This window comes from Pelotalea chapellei (assembly GCF_018531195.1).
Lineage (GTDB): Bacteria > Desulfobacterota > Desulfuromonadia > Geobacterales > Pseudopelobacteraceae > Pelotalea > Pelotalea chapellei.
The window spans coordinates 1-1423 of record NZ_JAHDYS010000036.1 but is presented as its reverse complement, the minus strand read 5'-3'; the positions used below and the strand labels follow the sequence as shown (position 1 = coordinate 1423).

The window sequence follows — 1423 nt, the reverse complement described above, 5'->3', positions numbered from 1 at the left end:
ATTCTTGGCATGGCATTGATAATACGATCAAAATATGGATTAGCAACAGGAAATATGGGAAGTGTCCCTAGTTTTCCTTAGTTTTCCTAAAGTGTCAATTAGTTCTTACATATTGTTATACAGGAAATAACTATGATCAAAATAATTATGTTTACCAGCGAAACATAAACAAATCGAAGATGCTCTTACGAGTAAAGAATTTTGATTGTTTATTAAACTTGCCCTAATAATAAATGTGAACTGGAGATACTATGAAGTACCAATTGCTTCTAAGTGGATTATTACTGATTTTTGTTACTCATACTTTTGCAGCAAGTTTTGACTGCAATAAAGCCAGAACCAAGACAGAAAAGGAAATTTGTTCAAATAAAGAACTTTCCGACCTAGATGATAAGCTCCAAAACCTTTACAAACAGGCGCTTGCCATAGTTCCGTATAAGGAAGAGCTGAAAAAGCAGCAGTTGAACTGGCTAAAAAAACGCGAAAAACGGGTTCTGGAGTTCAGCTACCAAGAACGTATCATGGAGTTGACCAGCACCATCAAGGCCCATGAGTTCGCCCGCCTAAGAGCAAAAGAGCAAAGCTTACCTGCCACCGACGACCGACTTGCAGCGCTTATTAAAAAAAGATTCCTCACCCCAGAAGAAGATAGTGAACTTCTTATATTGACAGCTCAACAGCGCAAGATGGATACGGAAGGCTATTTTTATTCATCAGCTAGCGGCAAAAATGATTTGAAACTATGCAGTGCCATGCTTGAAGACATACAGCAGGGGCGTAAATTCGAGATTGTTCCGCCAGTCGCCAGAACCGACGACTACAACGACCCTTCCCTGCAACGGTATTTTGACACCTGCAGCGCCTATACCCCGCCTTATAAAGAAGTCTACTATACGGTGACTGACCCGCGCTTGACCATTTCAGAAATGACTGATGACGAAATTGAATCTGAGGCCATACCAGGCGTTAGTATAGGTGCTACTGTCCATTATGCGCTGCTTGATTATCGCCTGTACCTTGTAGATTTTGACAACAACCCCAAAAACGGCAAGGAGTATGTGTTTTACAGGGGGGGGAAATTAAGTAAGGGGAGTGGGTCTGAAACTGGCTCAGCGGACTTTGTGGTTATGGACCGGAAGAGTTGCAAACAACGTGCAACAGAGTCTCTGGCTAATCAAAATATTAATTTCCGCACCGGTGAAGCTGAAGGATATAACGGCATGTTCAGTTATAGCGGCAAGTATTATATGTATACCATCAGCTATTCGAAAAAAGAAAATTTCCGCGACTTGAATATTTATGGCTATGACCGCAAAAGTACTAGGGGCTTATGCGTAACCAGAGATAGTAGAAACTAGGGACACTTCCCAGTTTTTTGTGGCCTTCCCGGTTTTTTGGGTCTTACTGGCTGATTTAATTGAAA

General features: G+C 41.5%; 1 protein-coding gene. It reads left to right on the top strand.

The annotated features are described in order from the left end of the window. Nucleotides 1–251 precede the first annotated feature (251 nt). Nucleotides 252–1358, top strand: coding sequence for a lysozyme inhibitor LprI family protein (locus KJB30_RS17810; protein WP_214301717.1), 1107 nt, complete (start codon nucleotides 252–254; stop codon nucleotides 1356–1358). Nucleotides 1359–1423 lie beyond the last annotated feature (65 nt).

Bases quoted from the DNA above. Each gene is read 5' to 3' on its own strand.
- KJB30_RS17810 (WP_214301717.1), top strand. From the start codon at position 252: ATGAAGTACCAATTGCTTCTAAGTGGATTATTACTGATTTTTGTTACT.